At 45.2% G+C, this 25,937-nt stretch carries 24 protein-coding genes; 8 read left to right on the forward strand and 16 right to left on the reverse strand.

Annotated elements, in window-relative coordinates:
* Nucleotides 1–183: hypothetical protein (locus tag F7R24_RS14660; protein WP_151670779.1), on the forward strand; the 183-nt coding region annotated here is incomplete at its 5' end.
* Here the strand turns inward: F7R24_RS14660 and F7R24_RS08245 are convergent.
* Entirely contained in the window at nt 174–1,817 is a 1,644-nt protein-coding gene (locus tag F7R24_RS08245; RefSeq protein ID WP_151670780.1) for an acyl-CoA synthetase, read from the reverse strand. The two genes, F7R24_RS14660 and F7R24_RS08245, sit on opposite strands and share 10 nt — an antisense overlap.
* 121 nt (nt 1,818–1,938) lie before the next feature.
* Between F7R24_RS08245 and F7R24_RS08250 the strand changes: the two genes are divergently transcribed.
* The 4 genes from F7R24_RS08250 (at nt 1,939) to F7R24_RS08265 (ending at nt 6,437) form a co-directional block, all read left to right on the forward strand.
* Nucleotides 1,939–3,453 (forward strand): PAS domain-containing sensor histidine kinase, encoded by a 1,515-nt coding sequence (locus F7R24_RS08250; protein WP_151670781.1) that lies wholly within the window; start codon nt 1,939–1,941, stop codon nt 3,451–3,453.
* Nucleotides 3,450–4,061 (forward strand): response regulator transcription factor, encoded by a 612-nt coding sequence (locus F7R24_RS08255; RefSeq protein ID WP_151670782.1) that lies wholly within the window; start codon nt 3,450–3,452, stop codon nt 4,059–4,061. Before F7R24_RS08250 ends, F7R24_RS08255 begins: the two co-directional genes overlap by 4 nt.
* 127 nt (nt 4,062–4,188) lie before the next feature.
* Nucleotides 4,189–4,665: a 2-thiouracil desulfurase family protein gene (locus tag F7R24_RS08260; RefSeq protein ID WP_151670783.1), complete on the forward strand. Its 477-nt coding sequence runs from the start codon at nt 4,189–4,191 to the stop codon at nt 4,663–4,665.
* 56 nt (nt 4,666–4,721) lie between these two features.
* Entirely contained in the window at nt 4,722–6,437 is a 1,716-nt protein-coding gene (locus tag F7R24_RS08265) for a proline--tRNA ligase (protein WP_151670784.1), read from the forward strand.
* A gap of 75 nt (nt 6,438–6,512) precedes the next feature.
* On the opposite strand, the gene F7R24_RS08270 is transcribed toward F7R24_RS08265, so the two are convergent.
* Complete coding sequence (locus F7R24_RS08270) at nt 6,513–7,283, reverse strand: ferredoxin--NADP reductase (RefSeq protein ID WP_151670785.1); 771 nt, start codon at nt 7,281–7,283, stop codon at nt 6,513–6,515.
* A 192-nt stretch (nt 7,284–7,475) separates the two neighbouring features.
* Between F7R24_RS08270 and F7R24_RS08275 the strand changes: the two genes are divergently transcribed.
* On the forward strand, nt 7,476–7,676 hold the full coding sequence (locus F7R24_RS08275) for a YgaP family membrane protein (RefSeq protein ID WP_151670786.1): 201 nt from the start codon (nt 7,476–7,478) through the stop codon (nt 7,674–7,676).
* 130 nt (nt 7,677–7,806) lie between these two features.
* Here F7R24_RS08275 and prpF read toward each other — a convergent pair whose 3' ends face one another.
* The 6 genes from prpF to F7R24_RS08305 all read right to left on the reverse strand — a co-directional run bounded on the left by prpF (nt 7,807) and on the right by F7R24_RS08305 (nt 15,617).
* Nucleotides 7,807–8,985 (reverse strand): 2-methylaconitate cis-trans isomerase PrpF, encoded by a 1,179-nt coding sequence (prpF, locus tag F7R24_RS08280; RefSeq protein ID WP_151670787.1) that lies wholly within the window; start codon nt 8,983–8,985, stop codon nt 7,807–7,809.
* Between the two features lie 166 nt (nt 8,986–9,151).
* A complete protein-coding gene (acnD, locus tag F7R24_RS08285) occupies nt 9,152–11,752 on the reverse strand; it encodes a Fe/S-dependent 2-methylisocitrate dehydratase AcnD (protein ID WP_151670788.1) in 2,601 nt (866 codons plus the stop codon).
* 100 nt (nt 11,753–11,852) lie between these two features.
* Nucleotides 11,853–13,007 carry a bifunctional 2-methylcitrate synthase/citrate synthase gene (gene prpC / locus F7R24_RS08290; protein WP_151670789.1) on the reverse strand — a complete coding sequence of 385 codons (1,155 nt, stop codon included), beginning with the start codon at nt 13,005–13,007 and terminating at the stop codon, nt 11,853–11,855.
* A 22-nt stretch (nt 13,008–13,029) separates the two neighbouring features.
* Nucleotides 13,030–13,923, reverse strand: coding sequence for a methylisocitrate lyase (gene prpB / locus F7R24_RS08295; RefSeq protein ID WP_151670790.1), 894 nt, complete (start codon nt 13,921–13,923; stop codon nt 13,030–13,032).
* A complete protein-coding gene (locus F7R24_RS08300; RefSeq protein ID WP_151670791.1) occupies nt 13,916–14,629 on the reverse strand; it encodes a GntR family transcriptional regulator in 714 nt (237 codons plus the stop codon). Before F7R24_RS08300 ends, prpB begins: the two co-directional genes overlap by 8 nt.
* A 127-nt stretch (nt 14,630–14,756) precedes the next feature.
* Nucleotides 14,757–15,617: an alpha/beta fold hydrolase gene (locus F7R24_RS08305; protein ID WP_151670792.1), complete on the reverse strand. Its 861-nt coding sequence runs from the start codon at nt 15,615–15,617 to the stop codon at nt 14,757–14,759.
* 112 nt (nt 15,618–15,729) lie between these two features.
* Between F7R24_RS08305 and pabB the strand changes: the two genes are divergently transcribed.
* Both pabB and F7R24_RS08315 read left to right on the forward strand, forming a co-directional pair.
* Nucleotides 15,730–17,112: an aminodeoxychorismate synthase component I gene (pabB, locus tag F7R24_RS08310; protein ID WP_151670793.1), complete on the forward strand. Its 1,383-nt coding sequence runs from the start codon at nt 15,730–15,732 to the stop codon at nt 17,110–17,112.
* 155 nt (nt 17,113–17,267) lie between these two features.
* Complete coding sequence (locus F7R24_RS08315; protein ID WP_151670794.1) at nt 17,268–19,133, forward strand: methyl-accepting chemotaxis protein; 1,866 nt, start codon at nt 17,268–17,270, stop codon at nt 19,131–19,133.
* A gap of 44 nt (nt 19,134–19,177) precedes the next feature.
* Here F7R24_RS08315 and thrH read toward each other — a convergent pair whose 3' ends face one another.
* From thrH to F7R24_RS08355, 8 genes are all read right to left on the reverse strand, one after another.
* Entirely contained in the window at nt 19,178–19,795 is a 618-nt protein-coding gene (gene thrH, locus F7R24_RS08320) for a bifunctional phosphoserine phosphatase/homoserine phosphotransferase ThrH (protein WP_151670795.1), read from the reverse strand.
* 30 nt (nt 19,796–19,825) lie between these two features.
* Nucleotides 19,826–20,800, reverse strand: coding sequence for an HTH-type transcriptional regulator CysB (cysB, locus tag F7R24_RS08325; RefSeq protein WP_151670796.1), 975 nt, complete (start codon nt 20,798–20,800; stop codon nt 19,826–19,828).
* Between the two features lie 79 nt (nt 20,801–20,879).
* Nucleotides 20,880–21,980: a DNA-binding protein gene (locus tag F7R24_RS08330; RefSeq protein WP_151670797.1), complete on the reverse strand. Its 1,101-nt coding sequence runs from the start codon at nt 21,978–21,980 to the stop codon at nt 20,880–20,882.
* Nucleotides 21,981–22,195: 215 nt separating this feature from the next.
* The gene (locus tag F7R24_RS08335) at nt 22,196–22,942 is read right to left on the reverse strand and encodes a phosphate/phosphite/phosphonate ABC transporter substrate-binding protein (RefSeq protein WP_151670798.1); all 747 of its coding nucleotides are present in this window, start codon (nt 22,940–22,942) and stop codon (nt 22,196–22,198) included.
* 13 nt (nt 22,943–22,955) lie between these two features.
* Complete coding sequence (locus tag F7R24_RS08340) at nt 22,956–23,417, reverse strand: PAS domain-containing protein (protein ID WP_151670799.1); 462 nt, start codon at nt 23,415–23,417, stop codon at nt 22,956–22,958.
* A 54-nt stretch (nt 23,418–23,471) separates the two neighbouring features.
* On the reverse strand, nt 23,472–23,834 hold the full coding sequence (locus tag F7R24_RS08345) for a roadblock/LC7 domain-containing protein (protein ID WP_036550016.1): 363 nt from the start codon (nt 23,832–23,834) through the stop codon (nt 23,472–23,474).
* A 58-nt stretch (nt 23,835–23,892) separates the two neighbouring features.
* On the reverse strand, nt 23,893–24,525 hold the full coding sequence (locus tag F7R24_RS08350) for a hypothetical protein (protein WP_240776049.1): 633 nt from the start codon (nt 24,523–24,525) through the stop codon (nt 23,893–23,895).
* Nucleotides 24,526–24,570: 45 nt separating this feature from the next.
* A complete protein-coding gene (locus tag F7R24_RS08355) occupies nt 24,571–25,935 on the reverse strand; it encodes a hypothetical protein (protein WP_151670800.1) in 1,365 nt (454 codons plus the stop codon).
* Between the last annotated feature and the right edge of the window lie 2 nt (nt 25,936–25,937).

The raw sequence follows: 25,937 nt of genomic DNA on the forward strand, positions 1-25,937 counted from the left end.
TTCCTTCAGACCCTGCCGTTAGCCAGCAACGCCCTTGCCATTCGGATTGTCTTCCCCTTAGTCAGGGTGACTCAGGTTTCTTTCAACCTGACGGGTTTACCAGCTTCGCTGGGCAAACACGAAAAAGCGCCGCAATGGCGCTTTTTTAGTTTACAGCTTAGCTATTCACACAATCATTTGTGATTAGCTTGATCCCTAAGCACAAACTTCTGGATCTTACCTGTCGAGGTTTTTGGCAGATCGCAGAAAATGACTTTTTTAGGAATTTTGAAGCGTGCCATATTATCGCGACAGAACTTAATAATATCTTCTTCAGTGATATCGCCCTGGGCAGAGGCTTTAAGCGTAACAAAGGCACAAGGCACCTCACCCCACTTCTCATCGTTCATCGCAACCACAGCGGCTTCATTGACCGCTGGGTGACGGTAAAGAGTGTCTTCTACTTCAATGGAGGAGATGTTTTCGCCACCAGAGATGATGATGTCTTTAGAGCGGTCTTTAATCTCGATATAGCCATCAGGATGCCATACCGCCAAATCGCCAGAATGGAACCAACCTCCTTCAAAAGAGGCATCCGTTGTTGTTGGATTTTTCAAGTAACCTTTCATAACAAGGTTGCCGCGCATAAAGATTTCACCAAGGGTTTTACCGTCTTGCGCTACCGGCTCTAAGGTTTCTGGGTTTGCAACCATCAGACCTTCAAGCATCGGCGCACGAACACCTTGGCGAGACTTCAGACGTGCTTTTTCTTCTGGGGTCTTTTCATCCCACTCATCATGCCAAGCACAGACGACACTAGGACCATAGGTTTCAGTCAGACCATACACATGCGTCACTTTGAAGCCCATACGTTCCATGCCTTCAATAACAGCCGCTGGAGGCGCAGCTCCCGCCGTCATCACTTTAACTTCATGATTGATGCCCGCTTTTAGAGCATCATCGGCGTTATTCAGCATATTCAGAACGATCGGAGCACCACAGAAGTGATTAACCTTTTCTTCTTTAATCAAGTTATAGATCATATCCGCACGAACGTGGCGTAAAGACACACTGACACCCACTGCTGCAGCGATCGCCCAAGGGAAACACCAACCATTACAGTGGAACATCGGCAAGGTCCACAGATAAACAGGGTGATGACCCATATCCCATGAAACAATGTTACTCATTGCATTGAGATAAGCACCACGATGATGATAGACCACACCCTTAGGATCACCGGTAGTACCCGAGGTGTAATTTAGGGTAATAGCATCCCACTCATTTTCAGGCAGTTCCCACGGATAATCTGGATCACCATCAGCAATGAAGGCTTCATAATCCATGCTACCAATCAGCTCACCGCCTTCGTAACTTGGATCATCAATATCGATGACTAAAGGTTTATGCGCCATCATGCGCACAGCTCTCTGGATAACTTCAGAGAACTCACGATCTACGATAACGACTTTTGCCTCACCGTGCTGAAGAATAAAAGCAATCGCTTCTGCATCCAGACGAATATTCAGCGCATTTAAAATTGCACCAGTGGCGGGTACCCCGAAGTGTGCTTCAAACACTTCAGGTAAGTTGGGAGCCATCACCGCTACGGTATCTCCCTTACCAACACCCTGCTTAGTTAATGCACTGGCAAGCTGTTTACAGCGATGAAATGTTTCCGCCCATGTACGTCTAACCGCACTTCCATGAACCACAGCCGTTCGATTAGGAAATACCTGCGCAGCTCGAGATAAAAAGCTCAAGGGGCTGAGCGGAACGTAATTAGCGGGGTTTTGATCTAAGCCCAAGGTATAGGGATTATGATTTGACTTTGTCATGTTATTCTCCAGTATTGTCCCTGACATTATGTGCAATAATACGTACTTTCCCTTATTACACAAGCAGACTTAAGGCAAATAAATACAACTCGTGCACAGAAGAATAAGGAAAATAAACTGCATGATCGATTTGCAACAAGAATTGGAGCGTTGCCAGCAAGAAGCCGATCGATATCGACTTCTTGCTGAACAGTCAACCGACCTGATTTCACGACATACTGCAACATCCGAGTGGATTTTTATAGACGTTAATCCAGCTATAGAACCCTTACTAGGCTATAGAGCTGAAGAGATCATTGGCACTTCTGGCTACGCGCTATTTCATCCCGAAGATGCGGATAATCTTAAAAACAGAACGGATTCGGTACGCTACCGTGATGGCCTTTACACCAATGTCTATCGCTATCGGCATAAGCAAGGCCATTACATTTGGTTTGAAACTACCAGTCGAACGATTCGTGATGACAAAGGAATTCCGGTAGAGGTCATCTGTGTATCACGTGATGTCACAGAACGAGAACGAGCCTTGCAAGCAACCCGTCGCCTCGCCAAAGTCGTTGAAGCTTCATCGGATATGATTCTGTTCTGTCAACATAACAACTTGGTTCTCACGTATCTGAATGAGTCTGCTCAGCGAACACTGAATAACGCAAGCTCTTCACCAAAACGACGCTTGCCAAACTTATTCAATGAGACGCAGTTTATGGAGGCCGTCATCCCTGCGTTAAATCTAGCAGCCAAGCAGGGTTACTGGCATGGGGCTATTTCAATGGAATTGGACGATGAAAGTGAACGGGTTGCTGAACTTCGAGAAGTGATCGCTCATAGAGACAGAAACAATCGTCACAACGTTGATTACTACACTCTTATTGGTAGAGATGTGACTGTTCGAAAACTGGCAGAGCAGCAGTATAAACGCCATCAGAATGAGATGGCGCATATGTCTAGACTGCTCTCTGTTGGAGAAATGGCAACCGAGTTGGCACACGAGATTAACCAACCTTTAGCCACCATCTTAAACTACAGTAACGGCACCTTAAGGCAGATCGAAGAACAGCAAATCAAGGAAATATCTCAAACACGAAGGGCGCTAGAACTGATCTCTAAACAAGCTCATCGCGCCGCTGAAATCATTCGTCGAATTCGACGTTTTGTTCAGCGAACTGAGATTCAATATGCCCCCTTCGATATCAATGATTGCTGCCAAGAAGTGGTGACTTTTTTAAATCAAGACGCACGAGACCAACAAATATCTTTTCAATTTGACTTAGACCCTGCCTCACCCTTTGCCTATGGCGACAGAGTTCAGGTTGAACAGGTATTGTTAAACCTGCTTAAAAATTCGATCGAAGCCTATGCAAGTCATTCTTGCAGTTCGCCATCAATTCAGATAAAAACCTTCACAGAAGGTCAACAAGTCATTGTTAGCGTTAAAGATCAAGCCGGAGGCATTAAACCGGATATCATGACACAGCTCTTCGAACCTTTTATGACCAGCAAATCGAATGGATTAGGAATGGGTCTTTCTATTTCTCGATCTTTAATTGAAAGCCATGGCGGTCAATTATGGGCAGAAAGCGATGGACATAAACAAAGCTGTTTCTACTTCAAACTACCCCTGAGAAATGACACATGAATAATCATAATAATCGTGTATTTTTAGTTGATGACGATACTGACTTTCGAGAATCCATGCAGTGGCTATTAAGCTCTGCCGGATATGAAGTAATCAGTTCAAGTTCAGCAACTGACTTTTTAGAGTTATACCAAGGTGAACAAGGCTGCTTACTTCTTGATGTGCGCATGCCTGGTATTAATGGGCTTGCACTGCAACAGATTCTGCATGAGCGAAATATTCAACTACCCATTATCCTAATCAGTGGTCATGGTGATATTCCCATGGCCGTTAATGCGATCAAAGCAGGCGCGCTAGATTTTATTGAGAAGCCCTTCGATGATCGCCATTTGCTCAACTTAGTTAGTAAAGCACTCGTCATTGCCGAAGAACGCTTCACAACCTTTAAAGAAAACCAACAAATTCAACTGCGTTATGAAACACTCAGCCATCGTGAACGAGAGGTAATGTCGCTGGTCATTAACGGTCAGGCTAACCGTGAAATTGCAGAATCACTTGGAATCAGTCCTAAAACGGTCGAAGTTCATAGAGCGCGCGTCATGTCAAAAATGCAAGCGGCTAGCCTTCCTGAGCTAGTCAACATGAACAATAGACTGAAACATAGCTAACCCATCACCGGAAGACAAAAGCGCTTATTAGCTAAAGTTTGATGCAGATCAGTAGAATGAGATGTCATCACACGGTAAAATATTGGCCGTACAATAATTATAAAGAAAGACTCAGGAAAGATTTAGTATGGACAAAATACTGGTTAGCGCTTGTTTATTAGGCGCAAAAGTACGCTATGACGGCCGCGATAACTTATTAGAACATGCCGCGTTGCAGAGATGGAAAAAACAGGGTCGCCTTGTGATGGTATGCCCTGAATCCTTAGGTGGCTTACCGACTCCTAGAGCACCCGCAGAGATACAATCACGCTTTCCGATTTTCGTCACCACGCAATGTGGCGAAGATGTTACCTCAGAATTTCTATCTGGAGCCGAAGAGGTTGTTAAAATTGCCAAGCAGAAAAACGTCTGCTGCGCATTGATGAAGTCCCGAAGCCCCTCTTGCGGCAATATGAACACCTATGACGGCAGCTTTTCAGGCACACTTTCTAATGCACCCGGTGTCGCTGCAGCAGAATTAATTCGCCACGGAATTCCGGTATTTAACGAATATCAGATAGATGAACTGATACGCTTTGTTGAAGCGCAGACCGAAGCGGCCTAGAATAAGGGCCGTTTTGTTTTCTAATTCTTTATTTTCATCTATGGAATCGCTTCTCTATGCGCGCCAGTCAATACCTGATATCCACTTTGAAAGAAACGCCTTCTGACGCAGAAGTCATCAGCCATCAGCTTATGTTACGTGCGGGAATGATCCGCAAGCTTGCATCAGGTTTATACACATGGCTGCCACTAGGCCTACGTACTCTTCGAAAAGTAGAACGGATTGTTCGTGAAGAGATGGATGCGACTGGAGCGCAAGAAGTGCTGATGCCGGCAGTTCAACCCGCAGAACTTTGGCAAGAATCGGGTCGCTGGGAAAAATATGGTCCAGAACTTCTGCGTATTCAGGATCGTCATTATCGGGACTTCTGTGTTGGTCCAACTCACGAAGAAGTCATTACTGATATGATCCGTCGTGAAATTCGTAGTTACAAACAACTACCCGCAAACTTTTATCAAATTCAAACTAAATTCCGTGATGAGATACGCCCACGTTTTGGCGTGATGCGCTCGCGTGAATTTATCATGAAAGACGCCTACTCTTTTCATACCAATCGTGAGTCGCTTCAACAAACCTACGAAGCGATGTACAACGCTTACAGTCGAATCTTCGAACGTTTAGGCTTACATTTCCGCCCTGTGCTAGCTGATAACGGCTCTATTGGTGGTAACTCTTCACATGAGTTTCATGTACTTGCAGACTCAGGTGAAGATGATATCGCCTTCTCTGATACCGGTAGCTATGCCGCAAATATCGAAAAAGCAGAGGCTTTGGCACCCGCAACAGAACGCCCAGCTCCTGCAGAAGAGATGCGTCTTGTCGATACACCGGATACTAAGACCATTGCTGCACTGGTTGAAGGCTTTAAGCTACCGATCGTTAAAACTATTAAAACCTTGATTGTTGCGGCAAGCGAAGAGTGCGAAGCTGACTTTGTAGCACTATTGATTCGTGGCGATCATGAGCTTAATGAAATCAAAGCCGAAAAATTACCTCAAGTTGCCAGCCCATTGCGAATGGCAACTGAAGAAGAGATTCGGGCAGTCGTCGGAGCAGGCCCCGGTTCACTGGGTCCAGTTAACCTTCCTATTCCCTGCATTATTGATCGTACGGTTGCGGTCATGGCTGATTTCGGCGCTGGTGCCAATATTGATGATAAGCACTACTTCGGCATCAACTGGGAGCGCGATCTGCCAATGCCAGAGGTAGCTGATATTCGTAATGTCGTCGCTGGCGATCCCAGCCCCTGTGGCCAAGGTGTTCTAGAGATTAAACGCGGTATTGAAGTCGGTCATGTGTTCCAACTCGGTAACAGCTATTCAACCGCCATGAACGCCACCGTTCTGGATGAAAATGGTAAAGCTGTGGTGATGGAGATGGGATGTTACGGCATCGGTATCACTCGTGTGGTAGCTGCTGCAATCGAACAGAACCATGACAGCAATGGTATTATCTGGTCGGAAGCCCTAGCTCCCTTTACTGTAGCGTTGGTGCCGTTAAACTACGACAAATCTGAATTAGTTCGTGAAAAAGCAGATCAACTCTATGCTGCCTTAACTGCTGCCGGTGTTGAAGTGTTATTAGATGATCGTAAAGAACGCCCGGGCGTTAAGTTTGCCGATATGGAGCTGATGGGCATTCCACATCGTGTGGTAATTTCTGAGCGTGGGCTGAATGCAGGCACGCTGGAATACAAACATCGCCGTGATGCTGAGTCGCGTGATATTGCAGCAGATGAGGTTCTAGAATTTCTAAATCAGCAGCTTGGCTAATATATCCAAGAACTAGTTGACAGATACACAGAGAGGGTTGCAGTGATGCAACCCTCTTTTTTTGGAGAGGTTCAATTAATCAACAAATGCGCGCTCTATCACGTATTGTCCCAGCACGCCTTTCCGCGTTTCGTTAAAGCCCCAACCGTCTAACAGTTCAGTTAAATCCTTTAACATGGCCGGACTACCACAGATCATAAATCGATCATCATCGAGATTGGGCTTAGGTAAACCTAAATCCTCAAACAACTTACCATCCAACATCAGAGTCGTGATACGGCCTTGATTGATATAAGGCTCCCGCGTCACCGTTGGGTAGTAGATTAATTGCTGACTGACCATATCACCGAAAAATTCATTATGCGGCAGTTGATCTTGAATTTCAGACTGATACGCCAATTCTGATACATGACGAACTCCATGTACCAAAATAACTTTCTCGTATTGCTCGTAAACTTCTGGGTCTTTAATGATGCTCATAAAGGGCGCTAAGCCTGTGCCCGTTGCAAGCAAGTATAGGTTCTTACCCGGTATCAAAAAGTCAGTGAGCAGCGTGCCTGTTGGCTTACGACTGATATAGATCTGATCGCCAGGTTGAATCTTCTGCAAACGCGATGTTAATGGGCCATCTTGTACCTTAATACTGAAGAACTCTAAGGTTTCTTCGTAATTGGCACTGGCGATGCTATAAGCACGCAATAAAGGACGACCTTCCACTTCCAAACCTATCATGGTGAAGTGTCCATTTTTAAAGCGAAAACCCTGATCACGCGTGGTCTTGAAGCTAAACAAGGTGTCATTCCAGTGCTGTACCTCAAGCACTGTTTCGGTATGCAAATTCGCCATTACTGAACTTCCTAATCCTGACTGAAAACAATGGGCTAACTTTACCTCATTACTCTATATAAATTAAAAGAATTATTAGCGTTATTTTAATAACTCAATTGAATATAAGATCAACCCTTTTCTTTAAACTTAGCCTACTATAAAGTGAATAAGCAAACGTTAAATCAGTCTTACCTAAACAAGGGGTGTTTTATGAATTTAAATGTAAATGTTGGTGGGATAGATAAAATTGCACGAATTTCTGTTGGCGTTTTACTGATTATCCTAGCCATTATGGGGATAGGTACGCCTTGGACGTGGATTGGAATTGTACCCATTGTTACGGGTCTTTCAGGTCGCTGTCCTGCCTACAGTATTTTTGGCATCAATACCTGTGGCATAGAAAAAAAATAAGCCCAACTTAGTGGGCTTAAAACATGAGCGCTACAAAGCGCTCATGTGTTCTCAAACAAAGAACATAACAAACAGGTTACAAAAGCTTATCTAGACAAGCTCTATTAGAACGCATCCTTAAACCGCAAACTTAGAAAGTATCGCCTGGAATACGCACCCAGCCTTCCATCAGCACGCGAGCACTGCGACTCATCACGGCTTTAGTCACTTTCCACTCGCCCTGCTCTAAGGTGGCCGCAGCGCCCACACGAAGGGTACCAGACGGATGTCCAAAGGATACAGAATCACGTTCGACACCACCGGCAGCTAGGTTAACTAGCGTTCCTTCAACCGCAGCGGCTGTGGCGATCGCAACAGAGGCAGTGCCCATCATCGCATGGTGTAACTTACCCATCGACAAAGCACGCACACAGATATCAATTTCTTGAGCTGAAATCTGCTTACCGCTCGAAGACTCATACGCTGTTGCCGGTGCAACAAACGCAATTTTCGGCGTATGCTGACGCGCTACCGCTTCAGAAATATCCTTGATCAAGCCCATTTTTACCGCACCGTAAGCACGCATGGTCTCGAATTTTTCCAATGCAACCGCATCGGAGTTGATATCTTTTTGCAGTTCAGTGCCGGTATAACCAATATCCGCCGCATTGACAAAAATGGTGGGTATACCTGAGTTAATCATGGTCGCTTTAAAGGTGCCCATACCTGGCACTTCTAAATCATCGACCACATTACCCGTTGGGAACATGGAACCTTCACCATCGGCTGGGTCCATAAACTCGATCACCACTTCCGCCGCTGGAAAAGTCACACCATCCAACTCAAAGTCACCGGTTTCCTGTACTTCACCGTTGGTAATAGGCACATGAGCAATAATCGTTTTACCGATGTTTTTCTGCCAGATGCGAACCGTACAGATACCATTTTCAGGAATACGCGATGCATCGACTAAGCCTTTACTGATCGCAAAAGCACCAACAGCAGCGGTAAGATTGCCGCAGTTACCGGACCAATCGACAAAGGCTTTGTTAATCGCTACCTGACCAAACAGATAATCCACATCATGGTCTGGCTGCTCACTTTTCGCCAAAATCACTGTCTTAGAAGTACTGGATGTAGCACCACCCATACCATCAATCTGCTGACCGTAAGGATCTGGACTACCAATTACACGCTGTAAAATCTTATCCCGCGCCTCACCCGGCACCTGTGCCGCTTTTGGCAGATCCGTCAGGCTGAAAAACACACCCTTAGACGTACCACCACGCATATAAGTGGCAGGAATTTTAATCTGAGGAACATTAGACATAATATGGCTCCTTAAAAGGTTGCTGCACCCATTATTCGGTGCAAGACGGGAACAGGTCATATCTGTTTGGACACGCCGTAAACCCGTCCATGGGGGCTCGCTGTTGCCATCCATGGCAACAGACGGTCCAACCAGATATGACCCGTCCCCTTCTTAGATAACGCAGTTACGCAGCTCCTTCTAAGAAGTCTTGAGCGAAGCGTTGGAGGACGCCGCCAGCGTTGTAGACATTCAACTCAGCAGCGGTATCCAAGCGGCATACCATTGGCACTTTGACTTGTTCACCATTTTGACGGTTGATGACCAACGTCATGGTACCGCGTGGTGACAATTTGCCTTCAACGTCGTACGTCTCAGTTCCGTCAAGACCTAGAGTCTTGCGGGTAGTGCCAGGCTCGAACTGCAAAGGTAATACACCCATACCGATTAGGTTGGTACGGTGGATACGCTCAAAACCTTCAGCAGCGATGACTTCAACACCTGCTAGACGAACACCTTTCGCTGCCCAGTCACGTGATGAGCCCTGACCATAGTCAGCGCCAGCAACGATAATCAGTGGCTGTTTGCGGTTCATGTAGGTTTCAATCGCTTCCCACATGCGCATCACTTGACCTTCTGGCTCAACGCGCGCTAAAGAACCTTGCTTCACTTGACCATCCACTACGGCCATTTCATTGACCAGTTTAGGGTTAGCGAAGGTAGCACGCTGAGCGGTTAGATGGTCACCACGGTGAGTTGCGTAGGAGTTAAAGTCTTCTTCTGGAAGACCCATCTTATGCAGATACTCGCCCGCAGCACTGTCCATCATGATCGCGTTTGAAGGCGACAAGTGATCCGTGGTGATGTTGTCAGGAAGAATCGCCAGTGGACGCATACCTTTCATGGTACGCTCGCCTGCCAATGCACCTTCCCAGTATGGAGGACGACGGATGTAAGTCGACATTGGACGCCAATCGTAAAGTGGGCTCTTAGCTTCTTCACCACGATCCAGATCAAACATCGGAATGTAGATCTCTTTGAACTGCTCTGGCTTCACGCTAGACGCTACAATCGCATCGATCTCTTCATCACTTGGCCACAGATCTTTCAGTGTAATTGGGTTACCGTTTTTGTCAGTTCCAAGAACATCTTTTTCGATATCAAAGCGAATGGTACCGGCAATCGCATAGGCAACCACTAAAGGTGGTGATGCTAAGAATGCCTGTTTCGCATAAGGATGGATACGACCATCAAAGTTACGGTTACCTGATAGCACAGCAGTTGCATACAGATCGCGATCGATGATCTCTTGCTGAATCACGGGATCGAGCGCACCTGACATACCGTTACAAGTGGTGCAGGCATAGGCAACGATACCAAAGCCCAGTTTTTCTAGCTCAGATAGTAGACCCGCTTCTTCCAAGTAAAGACGGGCCACTTTAGAACCCGGAGCGAAGGACGATTTAACCCAAGGCTTACGAATCAAGCCTAGCTCATTCGCCTTCTTAGCCAACAAACCTGCAGCAACCACGTTACGTGGGTTAGAGGTGTTGGTGCAAGAAGTAATCGCCGCAATAATGACGGCACCATCGGGCATTAAGCCTTCGGCTTCTTGAGCACGTGCAGCGTCTAGATTGCCGGCAATGCCTTTTGCAGCTAAGTCACTGGTGGCAACACGCGCATGCGGGTTAGAAGGACCTGCCATGGTGCGAGTGACGCTAGACAGGTCAAACTTCAACAAACGTGGGTATTCTGCTTTAACGAGGCTATCTGCCCATAAGCCAGTGGTTTTAGCATAGTTTTCAACTAACTCAACCTGTTCTGGCTCACGACCGGTGAGCTTCAAGTAGTCGATGGTTTGTTCATCGATATAGAACATCGCTGCCGTGGCACCATATTCGGGTGTCATGTTTGAGATGGTCGCGCGGTCACCGATAGAAAGACTGGCTGAACCTTCGCCAAAGAACTCTAGGTAAGCACCGACAACACGTTCTTTACGCAGGAATTCAGTCAATGCAAGTACGATATCGGTTGCGGTGATGCCAGGTTGACGCTTACCAACCAGTTCTACACCGACAATGTCCGGTAAGCGCATCATGGATGGCAAACCTAACATCACCGTTTCTGCTTCCAGACCACCCACACCTATCGCGATAACGCCAAGGGCATCCACGTGTGGTGTGTGAGAGTCAGTACCAACACAGGTATCAGGGAACGCCACACCGTCACGCGCCTGAATCACTGGAGACATTTTCTCCAAGTTGATCTGGTGCATGATACCGTTACCGGCTGGAATCACATCAACGTTTTTGAAGGCGGTTTTGGTCCACTCGATAAAGTGGAAACGGTCTTCATTACGACGGTCTTCAATCGCACGGTTTTTCTCAAATGCATCGGGATCGAAGCCTGCTGCTTCAACGGCAAGAGAGTGGTCAACAATCAGCTGAGTAGGCACGACAGGATTGACCTTAGCTGGATCACCGCCCTTCTCTGCAATCGCATCACGAAGGCCTGCCAAATCAACTAATGCTGTTTGACCAAGGATATCGTGACACACAACGCGAGCTGGGTACCAAGGAAAATCTAATTCTTGCTTGCGCTCAATTAACTGCTTCAAAGAAGCCGTTAAATCTTCAGGCTCACAACGACGCACTAACTGTTCAGCCAATACACGAGAGGTGTAAGGCAGGGTTTCGTAGGAACCCGGTTGGATCGCTTCAATAGCGGCACGGGTATCGTAATAATCTAGCTTCGTGCCTGGAAGCGGTTTGCGGTATTCTGTATTCATTATGGCTCACCATTAACAAGGTTGGCTGCTTAACTTAAGTAGAGCAAATCAGTGAGTGCTCAGCCATTAACAACTGAAACTGAACACTCTCAGTATAGGATTAACTGCGCTCAGCGATTGGCGGCGTTGGACGACATTCTTCACCGACATAGTTCGCACTTGGACGAATGATCTTGCCATCGATACGCTGCTCTATCACGTGAGCACTCCAACCCGATGTGCGCGAAATCACGAACAAGGGTGTGAACATATCGGTAGGTACACCCATCATGTGATAGCTAACAGCTGAGAACCAATCAAGGTTCGGGAACATCTTTTTAAGATCCCACATCACAGACTCTAAGCGTTCAGCGATATCGTACATCTTGGTGTTACCCTGCTCTTCTGACAGTTGCTTTGCAACACGCTTAATCACTTCATTACGTGGATCAGACACGGTGTAAACAGGGTGACCAAAACCAATGATCACTTCTTTACGACCGACACGCTCGCGAATATCCGCTTCCGCTTGATCTGGGTCGTCATAACGTTTCTGAATTTCGAAAGCTTCTTCGTTCGCACCGCCGTGTTTTGGACCACGCAGTGCGCCAATGGCACCCGCGATGCAGCTGTGGAAATCAGAACCTGTCCCTGCAATGACTCGACTGGTGAAGGTAGAGGCATTGAACTCATGCTCAGCATAGAGAATCAATGAGGTGTGCATTGCACGAACCCAAGACTCACGTGGTTTTTCACCATGCAACAGGTGCAGGAAGTGGCCCCCAATAGAATCATCATCGGTTTCCAAGTCAATACGCTTACCGTTATAAGCATAGTGATACCAGTAAAGTAGCATGGAACCCTGACACGCCATCAGCTTGTCAGCAATATCACGCGAACCTGGATGGTTGTGATCATCTTTCTCTGGTTTTACACAACCCAGTACCGAAACACCCGTACGCATGACATCCATCGGATGTGCGGATGGTGGTAGCTGCTCCAGTGCCGTTTTAACCGCTGCGGGTAAACCGCGCAATGATTTCAGCTTAGTTTTATAAGCATTCAGTTCTGCTTGGTTTGGCAACTTGCCATGAACCAGCAGATAAGCAACTTCTTCAAACTCGCAAGATTCAGCAAGATCAAGGATGTTGTAACCACGGTAGTGAAGTTCGTTACCATTACGACCAACGGTACACAAAGCCGTGTTACCCGCAGCGGTGCCAGACAGGGCCACTGATTTCTTCGGCTTAGGCAGCGTGGAATTATTCTCGGACATGATTGACTCCTCAAAAAACGGGTTACTTATTTTTACCTTGAGCGAACAACTGATCTAACTTCTGCTCGAAATCGTGGTAGTTCAAGAAATCATAAAGTTCCATACGGGTCTGCATGGTGTCCACAACCGCTTTCTGATCGCCATCATCCAGTAGATGCTGGAAAACATTCAATGCGGCTTTGTTTGCGGCGCGGAAAGCAGACAGCGGGTAAAGCACCATGGAAGCACCGTTCTCAGCTAACTCAGCTTTATTGAACAAAGGCGTCGCACCAAACTCAGTGATATTTGCCAAGAGGTGAGCACCGTCGATGCCATCTGCAAAGGCTTTGTAGTCTTCTAACGTGTGAACCGCTTCAGCGAAGATACCGTCAGCACCGGCTTCTAAGCAGGCTTGAGCACGCTCAACGGCGGCATTCAACCCTTCCATTTGGAAAGCATCGGTACGCGCAATAATGAAGAAGTCATCATCGGTTTTAGCATCAACCGCTGCCTTAACACGATCTACCATTTCTTGAAGAGAAACGATTTCCTTGTTTGGACGGTGACCGCAACGCTTTTGCTGCACCTGATCTTCTAGGTGAACGGCCGCTGCGCCCGCTTTAATCATCTCTTTGACCGCACGCGCCATATTGAAAGCGCCGCCCCAGCCAGTATCAATATCAACCAGTAAAGGAGTTTCAACCGCGCTAGTGATACGGCGAACATCTTCCAGAACATCATTCATGCTGGTCATACCTAAATCAGGTAGTCCATAAGATGCATTCGCTACACCACCACCAGAGAGGTAAATTGCTTGATGACCTACACGGGTCGCCATCATCGCGTGGTAAGCATTGATGGTGCCGACAATTTGTAACGGATTATTTTCTTGCAGGGCTTTACGAAAACGTGCGCCGGCAGTCAATTGATTAGCCATTTTTTTCCCCTTTGGTTTCAGACTTTTGGTTCAGCTTATTTTCAATGTTACGACGTGCCGCACTAATATGACGGCGCATCAGTAACTCAGCCAGTTCTGGATCACGCGCTTCAATTGCATCGATAATTTGTCGATGTTCTTTGAGTGCACGCTTTGGACGGGAGCTGGAAACACTGAATTGATAACGGTACATGCGTACCAAGTGATAGAGGTCAGCACCAAGCAACTCAAGCAACTTGGAATTTTTACTGCCCTGTACAATGCGATAGTGAAAATCGAGGTCACCTTCTTTCTGGAAGTATGAGCTCCATTCCTCTTCTTCAACGGATTGCTCATGTAGATCCAATAGAGCTTTAAGAGAAGCGATCTCTTTGTCGCTCATATTGTCAGCAGCGAGGCGACACGCCATGCCCTCAAGTGCTTCACGCACATGATAGATCTCGATCAACTCTTGCGCTGACAACTTGACAACACGTGCACCGACATGAGCTTTGCGTTCAATTAGGCGTAAACCTTCGAGACGGCGGATCGCCTCTCGTAAAGGACCACGACTAATGCCATACATACGAGCAAGCTCTGGCTCACTAATTTTATAACCTGCTGGTAATTCGCCTTTAACAATCGCCGTCACAATTTGTTGACACACTCGGTCAGCAAGGGTGCGAGTGATCGGCTCGAGAGGCAGAATATTATTTTTGTCTGACATGTTTCGCCTTTAAGATTGTCGACAATATTTATAGAAACCAACCTTACATAGCCAAAAAGACCGCGTCAACAGAGATTTCTGCAAAATATGTCTACACTAGACAAAAGTATAGCGATTTTGAGAGAGTTTAGATTGTCAGAAAACGTTGCATCTCTTGATTCATCAATCGAGCAATTTGCCGGGGCTTTTGAAAGGGCAAGGAGTGATCGGTACCTTGTACTAAAAAGTAGTGCCAATTTGGTAAAGTCGTCGCCAGTTCGGCATGTAATTGATGCATTAACTCAACACTTTGCCCACCAATGAAACTAGAAACATCACCTTGCGCTGCAATTAAGGCATTGCGATCCAGTGTTTTGATACCCTGACTCACCGCATCTAAGGCATAGGCAAAACCTAACGGGCGATAGGCGAGACGACTAACAGCCGTTTGATCGGCCTGCTCAGTGGTTTTGCGGTTTGGGGAGATGGTATTCAGAAACTGACGAACGCCCGTGTCGACATCTTCACTTCGAAGCAATTGCGCAGCTTCACTGTACTTTTCTCGAAGCAGAATCGTTTCTTCCATACAAGTGCGATCCAACAGGGCTGATTCCAGTAAAAACTGCTTACCGACCCGATCACCTTGCTGCTGTTTATAAAGCATACTCACTAAACCACCTAAGGAGTATCCGCCCAAGTCGAAATGATCCCAACCAAGATGATTTACTAAAGCATGAAGATCAGCCACCAACATCTGCAAGGTAAAAGGGTGTTCTTGCTGATCGGGGTAAACACTCTCACCCGCTCCACGCTGATCAATGACTAAAATTTGCGACCAGTGCTGTAAAAAAGCCAACAACATCTCCCAAGTATCTCGACCCGCAACACCCGCACCATGAACTAATACTAAACGCCGCTGAGGCATATCCTCTCGACGGTAAAGGCGATATCTCAAATGCTGATCAGCCAAAAAAAACGTTTCAGTTTGGCAGCTAAACGGGTGCTTCATATAACCTTAATATCCATGCAATGGGTTTCTTTATTTTCCTAACGTCGCAGATAGGCTCGCCAGTGATTCATCAGATAGGTAGAATCTGTGCTTTTCTATACTGGTGTCGACAGTGATCAGTCATTATCCTCTACCCTACCCTCTAAATGCCAGCCAGGTATTTGCACAACTGCGACCTTTAGGTCAGGCAGTTATTTTAGATAGCTGCTACCCGCAGAGTCAGTTTGGGCGATATGACATTATTACGGCCGCACCGGTTAAAACAGCCCGACTAACGCAACAGGGTTTAGAATATCGTGAACTGAATGGTACTTGGCAGTCAGTTCAACAAGAGCCTTTTTCGCTCCTTCAAGAATGGCTTGAGACGCTTTCTCCGATTGCATCAAAGCCGCCATTTAATGGAGGTCTGATCGGCTACTTTAGCTACGATCTTGGCAGACATCTTGAGCGCTTACCGAATCAGGCAATTGCTGATATAAATCTGCCAGATTTTTATGTGGGCTTATATTTGCAAGCCGTGGTCATTGACCATCATGCCAAGCAAAGCTGGCTTGTGGTGCATGAAACCGCCAATCAGATCACTGTTAAACAGTTTCAACAGCGATTAGAGACAGTAGCTGACACCGGTAAAGAAACTTCATTTCATTTACTGAACGCATTTACCAGCAATGTCAGTGAAACTGATTATCAACAGGCGCTTGATCGAATCCACCACTATATTGAAGCTGGGGATTGTTACCAAATCAATTTTGCCCAACGCTTCACTGCTTCATACCAAGGCGATCCATGGCAAGCCTGGCAATTGCTCAAGGAATCCGCCCCAACACCTTTTGCCGCTTTTATAGATCTGGACAATGATGCCGTTCTGTCATTATCACCCGAACGTTTTTTATTTTGTGATACCGATGGACAGGTTGAAACACGTCCGATAAAAGGTACTCGACCAAGAGGCATAGATTCAAGCGGCGACCATGCTAACGCAAAAGAACTGCTTACCTCTGAAAAAGATCGCGCTGAAAATGTCATGATTGTGGATCTATTACGCAACGATCTAAGCAAGGTCTGCCAACCCGGTAGTGTGAAAGTACCTGAATTATTCAAACTGGAAAGCTACCCTAATGTTCACCATTTGGTGAGTAGCGTGGCTGGAAAACTAGAAGACAACAAGCATCCGCTTGATTTACTTCGTGCTTGTTTCCCAGGCGGATCTATTACCGGCGCCCCCAAAATTCGCGCTATGGAAATTATAGATGAGTTAGAGCCGCATCGGCGATCCGTCTATTGTGGGTCTATCGCTTATGTCAGCGCTTGCGGACAGATGGATAGCAGCATCACTATCCGAACATTAGTGTGCCATCAACAACAGATCCATTGCTGGGCTGGTGGTGGCATTGTCGCTGATTCAAACACTGAAGCAGAATATGCCGAAACCTACAGTAAGGTGAACAACCTACTTACTCGACTCGAAAAAACCATTAAAACAACTGATATATAATAACTTTCTTATGCTTTACTTTTTGACATCTAGTTAATACAGGCTAAGATAATTTGTATAAAATAATAATGTTAATCCATACCCTTCAATAGCAAGAATAACACGGAAGGTAGTTTGGCAGAGGTTTGCCGGTAAACTTTACTAGAGGCCTCACCATGAAGCTCACATTTCAATCCAAACTACTGATTTCAGTTTTGCTGCTTCTTCTCATTGCATTAGTTTCGCTTAGTTCTATTGCTTACAGACTTCTCAACACTGAAGTTTCCCAAGCAGTTCGAAGCGAAATCAACAATACGTTACGCAATGCAGAAACCTATGCCTCTGGCTGGCTAGAAGCCAAATCCGATCTTATTTCAAGTTTAAGTCGACAACTACCCACCGATCGAATCGAAGCAGAAGACTTATTAACCTATGTCCGTGATGCTGGACATTTTGATCTTGTCTATGTCGGTACGGCCAGTGGAGCTATGTGGCAATCACAACCTGCGGCCAACCTACCTTCGGATTATGATCCAAGAACCAGACCCTGGTACCAACAAGCAAGCCGTGATAATAAGCTTGTTGTGACACCACCCTATGCCGATGCAGGAACGGGCGACATGATTATTTCATTGGCTGCGCCACTAAGAAATGGTAGTCAAGGCGTTGTTGCCAGTGATATCAGCATCAATGCAATCATCACTGAATTACTCAGTATCGAATCGCGCTGGACATCGCAACTTTGGATGCTTGATGGCAGCAATACCATCATTGCACATCCAGATCAGCAACGCATTCAACAGAATGTCAGTCAATTTCTGCCTAACCTTACTCTGCCCAGAGCACAACAGGTCGTGGAAATCACTTATAACAATGAAGCCTGGCTAATGTCTGCTACCTACATTGAAGAGGCTGATTGGACCTTTCTCTTACTGGTTAAACGCAGTGATGCAATGGAAGCACTGCAACAACTGACTTGGACGCTTCTCTCGTTAAGTTTATTCATTCTAATTGTTGCCATTGCCATTCTGTACTTCATGGTTAGTTATCAAACTCGCCCATTGAAACAACTGGCCCTTGCATTGGAAGATGTGTCGCAAGGAGAAGGAGATTTAACACATCGACTTAAAGCAGATACAGCTGATGAATTTGGTCAGATGAGTATGTCTTTTAACCGTTTTGTGGCACAACTTCAGAGCACTATCAGCGAGATGATCCGCTTGACTGGAGAAGTGAATCAAGCGGCTGGTCGCAGCTTTGATGATGTGCGCAATACCACAGCACAACTTAGCCAACAACAACATGAGTTAACTCAACTCGCGGCTGCAGCCCAACAAATGTCCTCCGCAACAGCAGAGATTGCTCAAAATGCTGAGCGAACTGCCGAATTGGCGAGACATGCGTCCGACTCAACCCAACAAGGACTGAATGTTGTAAAAAACAATCGTACAGAGACTCTCTCTTTGACCCAGCAAATCGGCCACAGCACCGAAGCAATCGGACAGGTAGAGCAACATGTACAACGTATTTCTGGAATTTTAGATAATATTCAAAGCATTGCTGAACAAACCAACCTATTAGCATTAAATGCTGCAATAGAAGCAGCAAGAGCCGGTGATCAAGGCAGAGGGTTTGCTGTGGTGGCAGATGAAGTCAGAACCTTGTCACAACGCAGCCATCAAGCTACCGAAGATATTCGCGGTATGATAGAAGAGCTTCAAGACTCAACCCATATCGCTGTTAAATTGATGGGACAGAGTCAAGCTCAAGCACAAATTAATGTTGAAAGTGCTGAAAAGGCAGAACAACAATTGATGGAAATTGATCAGGCCAGCAGCACCATCAGTGATATGGCAATTCAAATCGCCAGTGCTGTGGAAGAGCAAAATGCAGTGACGACTGAAATTAGCAGCAATACAGAGCAGATCAAAGTATTAACTGACAACTTGTCTGATCAAACTGAACGAACCAGTCTTAGTGCTGATCAATTACAGCAAATAGCTAAGGCTTTGTCGCTGTTAGCTGACAGGTTCAAGGTATGAACCTGTCATGTTATTGATAAAACCAGGTGTTATGAAGCCAGCTTTTATAAAGATAGCTCTCGATTGCTCGCATAGATAAAGGCCTTCTTTAAATCTTCATAGGTATGCACAGCAGGGAATTGCGGGAATTCGCGGATCACATTATCTGGCGCATGAAACAGAATTCCAGCCTCTGCTTGTGTCAGCATTGTCGTATCATTATAGGAGTCACCCGCTGCAATGACACGGTAATTCAGCAATTGAAAGGCGCGTACCGATTGACGCTTGGGATCACGCTGCCTCAAGGTATAACCAACAATACGACCCTGATCATTCACTTCCAACTTGTGACATAGCAGCGCTGGAAAGCCCAATTGGCGCATCAAGGGTTGCGCGAACTCATAAAAGGTATCTGACAGGATAACCAGTTGAAAACGCTCACGCAGCCAATCAACAAACTCCACAGCGCCTTCCAAGGGTGAAAGGCGGCTAATCGTGTCTTGAATTTGTGGCAGTGTTAAACCGTGCTGATCCAAAATCCGCAAGCGCTGTTGCATCAATTGATCATAATCAGGAATGTCGCGGGTTGTCGCCTTGAGTTCTTCAATTCCAGTTTCTTCAGCAAAGGCTATCCAAATTTCAGGAATCAACACACCCTCAAGATCAAGACAAGCAAGTTCCATTCATCTACTCCAATAAAAGTTAAGTTTAAATTAATGCTCTGGCAGTACAGTATCTTTAAACAATTCATCCACTTCATGCCTATTCGCACAGGCTTGAACACGCTCAACCAATTCAGGGGTCAAGTGTGGAGCAAATAGACGAATAAAGTCATACATGTAACTGCGCAAATAGGTTCCTTTTCTGAAACCTATTCGAGTCGTACTCGCCTCAAAAAGATGCGATGCATCGATCGCCACTAAATCATGATCAACCGAGGGTTCTACCGCCATGGAAGCTATAATTCCAACCCCCAGCCCTAAACGAACATAGGTTTTAATAACATCCGAGTCTACCGCGGTAAAAACAACCTTGGGTTCTAATCCTTTTTGAATAAACGCTTCATCTAACTTAGAACGCCCAGTAAAACCGAATACGTAGGTCACGATTGGATGCTTAGCAAGTTCCTCAAGTGTCAGTTCACTCACCTGGGCTAAGGGATGATCTTTGGGAACGACAATTGAACGATTCCAATGATAGCAAGGCATCATAATCAAATCAGGAAAGTTCGCTAGTGCTTCTGTGGCAATTGCAAAATCGACTTCGCCATCGGCAGCCATTTCAGAAATTTGCATGGGCGTTCCCTGCTGCATATGCAGGGATACGTCAGGGTACATTTTGATAAATTCATGAATAGTCGGTGGCAAGGCATAACGCGCTTGTGTATGGGTAGTCGCTAGACTCAAGCTACCTTTGCGCTCATCACTAAATTCTTGGGCTACTTGGCGAATACTGTCAACTTTTTGCAGTATCTCACCAGCAATCTGCAAAATAGCGGCGCCTGCAGGTGTTACCCGAGTTAAGTGCTTACCACTGCGGGCAAAAACTTCAACACCTAGCTCATCTTCTAACAAGCGTACTTGCTTACTAATACCTGGTTGAGAGGTATATAAACTTTGTGCGGTTGCCGACACATTAAGATCATGTTTGGCGACTTCCCAGATGTATCTAAGCTGCTGAAGTTTCATTTGCCGTTACCCGATTATAGAAATTTATTTTGATATAACTTCAGAGAATAACAAAAAACACCTTTTGTCGCCAATATGATTAAAGTCTAGAGTTTAAACGCCTTATCTCTTCATCATTTTGAATCAAACGTTTCTCTAAAGAACTTATTTTTGCCTCTGCACGAACCAGTAACTCTTCTTTTTCCATCAATTGTGCGCGCAGTAAGTTATCACGTTTCGCCGCTTCATTAGTGTAGGTAATATTTTTCTGGTTACTGCGACGCATCTCTTCTTGCTGTTCTTTGACCTTGGCCTCAAGTCGCTTAGTTTTATTCAACTCACCTAACAACTGGCTGTTCAGCTTAGTTAGATCACGCTGCATTAGCGCATTATCTTGACGCATTTTCAGTAATTCAGCTTCTTGGCTTTTAACCTGAGACTTTAGAGTTTCAATCTTGACGTCTTTACGTGCAATGCGTGCTTGCAAGTCATGAATCTCTCGGGTTAGCTCAGATTCTTTTCGACCTGCTTCTTCTCTCGCCTTCTCAAGAGCATTACGATAATAGCGTGTATCGACTTCTTCTTTAGCCAAGGTTTCCAGCATATGACGCTGTTCATCTTTGATACGCTGATCAAACATTCGACGAGCATCTTCATGCGCTTTTCTAAGTTGTGCTAACTCATGATCAAGAGAAATACGGGCTGTTTCTTCTTTTTTACGCGTATTGGTTTCACTGGATAGATTTGTTTTTAAAACGGTAATCTCGGCATTTAATCCTTTAATTTGCTCCAGACTCTCTTCAAGCTTGAGCGTCTGTTCGCGATATCTAGCTTCCATTTCTTGTTGAAGGTGCTGAGATTTTTGTAATGCTTCATCACTGCTGCGTTTTTCTACTTCGGCACCAATATCGGCTCGCTGACGAGTCAGCCCTACTTTAGAATGAGCTTCTTGCACCGCTTGATGCCAAATACGCACAAAGGATTGAGCAAGTGTATCAGGCATACCGGGCATTCTTAAATCACGATCGGTAAACATAACGCGTTGTGACAACTCACTGCGCCATTGAACTAAGAAACTACCTATATCGTCAGCCGGATAGTCTAACTTTTCTGCCAACTCTTCTACCTGAGGAAAATGACCGGCTAGCAGAGATTCATCCGCTAACTCAAAAACGTGTATTTTAACCTGTTCAGTATCCATGCAATCTCATTAACCAGATCAAAGCGAGGGGATTTGCAATAGCAGCCATTAAGACCAGGATGCTAATGAATGAATCTGTAAGGATACATCATCAACAACAGGTTTTTACAGTAGCAATGAAGGTGTTTCTTCTTTTCTCCCTTCATTGCCACGATAGATGTTTGACAAGATCAGCATCAACAAGAGTCGATACTGATAGCGTTTAGCTGTTTGCACTAATCAATAAGTGTATCGATCAGATCAATCATAAACTCACTGTCTTCTTCGCTCATCTCTTCCCAACCAACCAATCCCATATTTTGCAGAACACTGCGTCCTTTGGGATCTTCTGACATGGTAAGAAGTGCAGAAGTTAACGCTTCTTGATACTGTGCAAATGCGGGCCCAGCCAATAAAACATGATGAATCACACCGATCTGGCTACTGACCAATACTTTCATTTCACTACGGATCAGTGTTGAAAGTTCGTCATAACCTTGCTTTAAGAAGAAACCAACATCGGCTTCTCCTTTTAGCAAACTTTTAGCAACCAACACATAATTTTTGAGTGTTTTTAGTTGGATATTACTTTCATCTAAGTCTGCTGGCTCCAACATAATCATGCCCATTGTATGAACATCAGGATCATCCGTGGTCGCTAAAATAGCACCGGGTTGAAGCTCCTCAACTGAATTTACTGAGGATTGAGCTGAAACAGCGATGACTGTCTCATCCGTTTTCTGCATCGGTCTTGTTAAGGCTTTAAACCCCATCTCTCGAACCAACATAGAGGCATCATAAGGGTTCGCGTAAATAAGATCGACTTTACCATTACGTATGTCTTCTCGCTGTTTTGCGAAACTATCATACAACTCAAGATGAATAGGGATGCCCAGCTTGCGTTGCAAATAGGTATTAAAGTAGAACCATCCTGAAATGTGATCAGGGGCAAAGTCAGGACTTACGGTAAGATTTAAAGGCATGATTTGGCTCCAATCACATCAGTGTGGCGTACAACGCTTCGCTTTCGCGAATCTTGCTACGAGAAGGTTTACGTCTAACTGAGGTATATCCTAAAAGCTGACCATTCCGAATATTCGGAATAACTGTTGCCTTTACCCAATAATAGGTACCATCTTTACGTAAATTTTTAACAAAGCCCTGCCACTTTTCACCCTTTTCTACCGTATCCCATAAGCCTTTGAAGGCAATTGCGGGCATATCTGGATGACGAAGAATGTTGTGATTGGCACCAATCAACTCTTCTCGGGTATAACCTGACATATCTACGAAGGCCTGATTAACATGGGTAATAAAACCTTTAACGTCCGTTCGAGATACGATCAATTTACCATCGGGATAAGGCACTTCCTCATCCACAATTTTTGCAACTCTCTCCGCACCATCATAGTAGCGGATAAGCTCTTCTCTTAGGTTGTCATTTTTTTCTTCTGACATACTACTCTCCCAGCAAACAGCTATACGCCTCTGATAGAGGCGCTAATCTGTAACTCACAGGATCTTGCCAATTGCTTCTGCAGCACGCTTCACATCTAAGAAGATTAAGCCTAATCGTGCGTTGGTTTTTGCAACCACAGTGAGTACTGAATCTTTGTTAGCATGAGTCATTAGAATGTAGCCAGATTTACCCTTAACCAGCACTTGCTCGAGTTCGCCACGAGCCAATTCCTGAGCAGTTCGCTCCCCTAAAGACAACATTGCAGCACTCATGGCACCTACACTGTCTTCATCCATGGATGCCGGTAGAAGTGAATCAATCATCAAACCATCCGTAGAAATCACCGCAGATGCTTCAATCTCAGCCGAAGTACTGTTCAAATCATTTAGAATAGAAGTAAGCATTTCTGAGCGCATCGTTATCTCCTTTACGCTGTTAGCATAAATATCGTAATTAAGTTTTCTTCACTATTTTTTAATAATCTAGATAACGGCGCATTAGCACCGAAAGTAGATCAACAAAAGACTGTCTATTCAATGTTGGCATTCCTTCTAACACCAACAAGAATTTTTGATGCCCTACATGTAGGGTCCAAAATCCCAGTTCACTGTGGCCTGCTGCATCTAGCAACCCCCAAGAAACACTATTAAAGCCAAGATGATCCTTTAAAAGACGATGATGTCTTTCATGCATCAATACGATGTCTGCAGAAAGTGCTGCTATAGCCTCCGCTTCTTCATCGGCATAACCGAATTGCCCCAAACAAAAGCCTTGCTGATCTGCTAACAAAACACGACCTTCTGCCAATTGAGGCAAATACTCTGGGAGTAACTGTTCAATCGAACCGGTAGGGACAGGTTCAGGATTACTGGTCAGTTGTAAAAAGCCTTTATCGGTTAGCCAACTAAGTAACTCCTGCGCCTCTTTATCTTCCTGACCTGTCAGTTTTCTGAGCACAGCAGGAAAATAGGGCACATGGGTATCTGCACTTAATAATTGCAGTAATAACGCACGACGTTGATCCATTTCTGGACTTAACGTAGCGTAGTAAGAGCCACTGGGCGTCACCTGAAAAAACTCTGTTACTTCTTTCTGGTCTTGATTCACAATTGAACTCCGATTTCCATCCAGATGAGACGCAGACCGTCACTGTTAGGGGTTAAAATATCCAACAGCATATGCTGCCACTAAAAAGGTGAACACATTTCTCTGAGGTAAGGAGGATTCAGAAAGCATCTGTATAGGGCTCAGCCTTTTGCTATACCAAAGTTCTGATAACGTCCTTGCATGAGGTATGGTTTCGAAATAGTTGAAGTCAGGCTTCCGAATCAGCTGTAATGGTTTGTTCAAATCGACTGATTCAGAAATACGACCCCGTGAAGTCAGCAATGCCAGCTTCCACACTAATTTGTCTGCGACAATATGCCGTGATGTTTCATTTATAACTGCTTCAGAAATCTCTATGGCAGTTAACGATAATTCACCTAAGCTGAATTTGGCTCGAGCCATATGCAGCAGTAGATCTTCATCTAAATCACAAAAGAAACTATCTAAACTGGGTAGATAAATGAGAACACCAGGCAGACCAAGCACTTGTTGCGACTGCTGAGATTGACGCCCAACCTTTACAGCCTGTTCAACCCAAGGAAGCAAGCAGCGCTCAAGGTTAAATCTAACTCGACGTAAACCCGATGGATCGCTTAAGTCTTGATCGGGTAAATGACCGCAATAATCATGTAAACGGACATCAGCAGAGTTTTCTGTAGACTTAGACTTTTGATCTTTTGACTGAGTCTCTTGCTGTACTGCCACTTTCTGTACTTTGTTATTTCCTAAAACACCTGCAACAGTTTTTAACTTTTCAGTTTTTTGTTCTGCTTTTATGGTTACCTCAGGCGCTCCAGCATGAACAGCTGCAGTTGAATCCTTATCAGAACTGACCACTGCGATAGCAGGGTCAGTGGGCGTCACTTCATTACGACGATGAGCCATCACTAAATGTGCTTTAGAGATCACTTCTTGAACACCATGCCTATCTAAAGGAAAGATCTTCTTGCTTTCATCGTGAAGCCTTTTGCCTTGATTCCATTTTTGCATCGCCTCAACGCCCGCTTGCTTACGTGCTTGCCATTCAGCGAATACTGTTTGTCGATCTACTGCTGGCTGGGCAGATTGATTACTGGGTTCCAGTAACAGTTTACTTAACTCTTCTAAAACATCTGATAACGCACTCAAGGTTAAGGGACGCTTTAGTCTTAAGTAACCTTCAGGAGCATCATCACCATTAGTCAATGCAATTCCCGGAAGACTGCTACTGGATGGATTAAGACGCTGATGCTTTAGGTATTTCATCTCTCCTGTAGCAGTAGATAGATCAACTAACAGAGACGAAGCTTTATCTGCTGGTGTTAAGGTAAATAATTTCTGCTGACGTCCATTAAAAAAAAGCTCAAGCATGGTTTGTTCAGAAGAACTGAAGCCAATCAAACCAATCGTATCTTTCTGATGAATTGCCACAA

The sequence above is a fragment of the Nitrincola schmidtii genome (genome assembly GCF_008973715.1).
In the GTDB taxonomy this organism is placed as follows: domain Bacteria; phylum Pseudomonadota; class Gammaproteobacteria; order Pseudomonadales; family Balneatricaceae; genus Nitrincola; species Nitrincola schmidtii.

Excerpts from the sequence above, each read along its gene's own strand:
- thrH (WP_151670795.1), bottom strand. The coding sequence starts at position 19,795 with ATGGAACTTGCTTGTCTTGATCTTGAGGGTGTGTTGATTCCTGAAATT.
- F7R24_RS08315 (WP_151670794.1), top strand. The coding sequence starts at position 17,268 with ATGAAGCTCACATTTCAATCCAAACTACTGATTTCAGTTTTGCTGCTT.
- F7R24_RS08275 (WP_151670786.1), top strand. The coding sequence starts at position 7,476 with ATGAATTTAAATGTAAATGTTGGTGGGATAGATAAAATTGCACGAATT.
- F7R24_RS08255 (WP_151670782.1), top strand. The coding sequence starts at position 3,450 with ATGAATAATCATAATAATCGTGTATTTTTAGTTGATGACGATACTGAC.
- F7R24_RS08250 (WP_151670781.1), top strand. The coding sequence starts at position 1,939 with ATGATCGATTTGCAACAAGAATTGGAGCGTTGCCAGCAAGAAGCCGAT.
- F7R24_RS08265 (WP_151670784.1), top strand. The coding sequence starts at position 4,722 with ATGCGCGCCAGTCAATACCTGATATCCACTTTGAAAGAAACGCCTTCT.
- F7R24_RS08340 (WP_151670799.1), bottom strand. The coding sequence starts at position 23,417 with ATGTCAGAAGAAAAAAATGACAACCTAAGAGAAGAGCTTATCCGCTAC.
- prpF (WP_151670787.1), bottom strand. The coding sequence starts at position 8,985 with ATGTCTAATGTTCCTCAGATTAAAATTCCTGCCACTTATATGCGTGGT.
- F7R24_RS08345 (WP_036550016.1), bottom strand. The coding sequence starts at position 23,834 with ATGCGCTCAGAAATGCTTACTTCTATTCTAAATGATTTGAACAGTACT.
- F7R24_RS08300 (WP_151670791.1), bottom strand. The coding sequence starts at position 14,629 with ATGTCAGACAAAAATAATATTCTGCCTCTCGAGCCGATCACTCGCACC.
- F7R24_RS08270 (WP_151670785.1), bottom strand. The coding sequence starts at position 7,283 with ATGGCGAATTTGCATACCGAAACAGTGCTTGAGGTACAGCACTGGAAT.
- cysB (WP_151670796.1), bottom strand. The coding sequence starts at position 20,800 with ATGAAACTTCAGCAGCTTAGATACATCTGGGAAGTCGCCAAACATGAT.
- F7R24_RS08245 (WP_151670780.1), bottom strand. The coding sequence starts at position 1,817 with ATGACAAAGTCAAATCATAATCCCTATACCTTGGGCTTAGATCAAAAC.
- F7R24_RS08335 (WP_151670798.1), bottom strand. The coding sequence starts at position 22,942 with ATGCCTTTAAATCTTACCGTAAGTCCTGACTTTGCCCCTGATCACATT.
- F7R24_RS08305 (WP_151670792.1), bottom strand. The coding sequence starts at position 15,617 with ATGAAGCACCCGTTTAGCTGCCAAACTGAAACGTTTTTTTTGGCTGAT.
- prpB (WP_151670790.1), bottom strand. The coding sequence starts at position 13,923 with ATGGCTAATCAATTGACTGCCGGCGCACGTTTTCGTAAAGCCCTGCAA.
- F7R24_RS08330 (WP_151670797.1), bottom strand. The coding sequence starts at position 21,980 with ATGGATACTGAACAGGTTAAAATACACGTTTTTGAGTTAGCGGATGAA.
- F7R24_RS08260 (WP_151670783.1), top strand. The coding sequence starts at position 4,189 with ATGGACAAAATACTGGTTAGCGCTTGTTTATTAGGCGCAAAAGTACGC.
- prpC (WP_151670789.1), bottom strand. The coding sequence starts at position 13,007 with ATGTCCGAGAATAATTCCACGCTGCCTAAGCCGAAGAAATCAGTGGCC.
- acnD (WP_151670788.1), bottom strand. The coding sequence starts at position 11,752 with ATGAATACAGAATACCGCAAACCGCTTCCAGGCACGAAGCTAGATTAT.